Origin of the sequence: Microcoleus sp. B5-D4 (genome assembly GCF_036705145.1) — a bacterium.
Lineage (GTDB): Bacteria > Cyanobacteriota > Cyanobacteriia > Cyanobacteriales > Microcoleaceae > Microcoleus.
In genome coordinates this window covers 57,684-59,917 of sequence record NZ_JAUBTV010000044.1, presented here as the reverse complement: position 1 = coordinate 59,917, position 2,234 = coordinate 57,684, and the positions used below count along the sequence as shown (strand labels likewise).

The window sequence follows — 2,234 nt, the reverse complement described above, 5'->3', positions numbered from 1 at the left end:
CCCGTCCGTTTTGGACGGGCGGGACGCCCATCCCACTTTCAAGAGTGGAAGTTATTTAATTCTCATCCCTAAGAGAGTTAATTTATAGCAGGCAAGATTTATTTAATTTGCAACAGCATTTAACCTTTGTGCTGTAAAATGTAGCAGTTCTCAGTTGCCGACTATATAGTAGGGACTTACCGAGGGCATATTTTCGTGTGGGCGATCGGCTAAAATCCATGATAAATCTCGTTCTTAGCAAAGTCTCGATTAATAAAAATAATGCAACAGTAGGCTCGTAATCCAAACCCATACAAAATAAGCCATTCCCAATTATAAAATCGCAAATCTAAAATCTAAAATCTAAAATGGTATGACTTTCATCTCCCTTCAATATGCCCTGTTTTTGTTAGTTTTGTTCGCGGCTTACTGGTTGGTTCCGGTGCGGTGGTGGCGGCTGTTCATCATGTTAGCGGGTAGTTTAATTTTTTACGCTTCGCTGCAAATTTGGTACATTCCTCTGCTGTTAGTCGGTGCTTTGTTTAATTACTGCTTGGCGATGGCGATTGGGGAACCTCTGGATTGGCGGATTGCTAATGAATCTTGGAACCGCCGCCGTTTGTGGCTGCTGTGGATAGGCATCTGTCTGAATGTGTTGCTGCTTCTGGGCTTTAAGTATGTGCCTTTTTTATTGAGTTCGATCGGCACTTTGTTCAATTGGCCTGTAGCTATCGACGGGGCTGACTGGGTGAAAAGTCACGTCATCGCACCCCTGGGATTGAGTTTCTTTTGCTTTGAGTGCATTGCTTATTTGATTGACGTGTACCGAGGCGCGCCTGCTGCTACTTCGCTGCTGCACTTTGCTGCTTACAAGTTGTTTTTTCCCAAACTGATTTCCGGCCCGATTACTCGGTATCACAACTTGATCTATCAACTGAAAACCCAGCAATTTCCGACGCCCGATCGCATTTCTGAGGGACTTTGGACGATCGCCTTTGGTGCAGTAAAAAAAGGTCTTTTCGCAGATAACTTGGGAATTTATGTCGATTTAAGCTTTACCAACTTGCAGCGGGCGGGTAGCGAGGATTTGTGGCTGGCTATTTTTGCTTACGGGCTGCAACTTTATCTCGATTTTAGTGGCTATGTTGACATGGCGCGCGGTACTGCTTTGCTGCTGGGTTGGTATTTGCCGCCAAATTTTGATTTTCCTTATTTTAGTGCCAGCATAGCTGATTTTTGGCGACGCTGGCACATGACTTTAGGTGATTGGCTGCGGAATTATTTGTATTTTCCTTTGGGGGGTTCGCGAGTCGGTTTGTGGCGCACTTGTCTGAATTTGTCGATCGTTATGTTAATTGCAGGAATTTGGCATGGTGCCGCTTGGGGATTTATTGTGTGGGGGGGTTTACACGGTTTAGCTTTGGCGGTTCACAGGCTGACTGATGTGCTGTTTAAGCGGTTGCGGATCGAGTTTTTGTGGGAAAATCCGATCGGGATTGCGATGGGTTGGCTGTTGACTCAGGCGATGGTTTTTGGTAGTTGGATATTTTTCCGCCTTCCCGATTTAAAGGATTCTGGATGGGCGATTTCGCATTTGTGGGGACACACTGCTGACGTGCAGTTTGCTGAGAAAGTTTATGGCGAAGTTTTGGGTTTGGAAAGAGTGCATTTAACTTGGATGTTGGCGGCTTTGGCTGCGGCGATGCTGGGGAATTATGCGTTGAGTCGGGGTTTGAAATTGGAGTTAAATTGGCCGATGAAATTGGTGTTAGTGCCGCTTTGTTTGTATGCGGTTTGGGTGTTGGCTCCCGAAGGCGGTTTGCCTTATATTTATTTTGATTTTTAGGGTATTATTAATTCGCCTTCTGAACAGGCTTTCCGGCCTGTTCCACAAGAAAATCTACTCTTTGTGGAACAGGCATCTTGCCTGTTCTTGAGAATGGTGCAAGATGTCAGTCGAAGTGATTCCCCGCTACCTATTAGTGTCAAATTAAGCTTTTTGTTCGCCAGTCCTCCCGCTCACCTAACAGTCCGCCAGGGAATGAATTCCCTGTCTCATAGCGAAAGTCCTCTCAAAGAGGACTGAAGAACTCATTAGTCCTCATAGCGAGGAATTTCGCTTTGATATCATTTCCGGTTACACCGGCATGATGTTGACGGTTGACGCCGTGAACAGTCAACAGTCAACAGTCAACAGTCAACAGTCAACAGTCAACAGTCAACAGTCAACAGTCAACAGTCAACAGTCAACAGTC

Annotated in this window: 1 protein-coding gene; it reads left to right on the top strand. The window is 45.6% G+C overall.

Annotation, left to right across the window (positions count from 1 at the left end):
• Nucleotides 1-352 precede the first annotated feature (352 nt).
• Nucleotides 353-1,825, top strand: coding sequence for an MBOAT family protein (locus QUB10_RS20160; protein ID WP_333204939.1), 1,473 nt, complete (start codon nucleotides 353-355; stop codon nucleotides 1,823-1,825).
• Nucleotides 1,826-2,234: the final 409 nt, after the last annotated feature.

Excerpts from the sequence above, each read along its gene's own strand:
- QUB10_RS20160 (WP_333204939.1), top strand. The coding sequence starts at position 353 with ATGACTTTCATCTCCCTTCAATATGCCCTGTTTTTGTTAGTTTTGTTC.